The 822-nt window shown below is 79.8% G+C and carries 1 pseudogene; it reads right to left on the bottom strand.

Going from position 1 to position 822, the window contains the following annotated elements:
- Window positions 1-109 precede the first annotated feature (109 nt).
- Window positions 110-822 (bottom strand): annotated as a pseudogene (locus tag MHY29_RS12175) (ABC transporter permease); the annotation flags it as partial.

Here is an 822-nt window from a genome sequence, read left to right on the forward strand (position 1 = left end):
CCCGGGCGGCGGGGGGCTGGGGGTGGCGGCCGCCCCGGGCGCGGGGGCCCTGGACCCCGCCCCCGGGGGGGCCAACCAACGGCCGGGCGGGGCGGGGGTGTCGGGCGGGGGCGGCGGCCACGGCCATGACGGTCCACGCGGCGAGCACGGCCAGGGCGCTGGGGGCCCAGGCGCCGTCCTGCAGCGCGGAGCGCAGCGCGGTGCCGAGGGCGCCGGACGGCAGCAGGTCCATCCAGGCCCAGCGCGAGGGGAAGACCGTGCCGCCGAGCGCGCCGAGCAGCACCCAGACGAGGTTCGCCACGGCGAGGGTGGCCTCGGGGCGGGCCGTCCCGGCCAGCAGCAGGCCGAGGGCGGTGAAGGCGGCCGCGCCCAGGAGCAGGGCGACGACGGCGGGCGGGATCCCCGCCGGATCCGGAGACCAGCCCAGGGCCAGGCCGACCCCGCCGATGACGATGGTCTGCAGCAGGAGGACGGCTGCGACGGCCGCGGCCTTGCCGGCCACGAGCCCGCCGGTGCCCAGCGGGGTGGTCGCCAGGGCCGCGAGCACGTCGTAGCGGCGCTCGAAGCCCGTCGAGATCGCGGTGGCGGTGAAGGCGGCGCTGATCACCGCCAGGGCCAGGACGCCGGGGACCGCGAGGTCCAGGCCGTTCCGGCCCGGGGCGTCCAGCAGGCCGGTGACGTGGACCCCCACGAGGGCCAGCAGGGGGAGCACGAGGGTGACCAGCAGCTGCTCCCCGTTGCGGAGGGCGGTGACGGTCTCGTAGCGGGCCTGCGCGAGGATGCGGGCGCCCAGGGGGGCGGCTCCGGCGTGCGAGGCGGGGA

Source organism: Micrococcus sp. ACRRV (assembly GCF_022346985.1).
GTDB classification, from domain to species: domain Bacteria; phylum Actinomycetota; class Actinomycetes; order Actinomycetales; family Micrococcaceae; genus Micrococcus; species Micrococcus porci.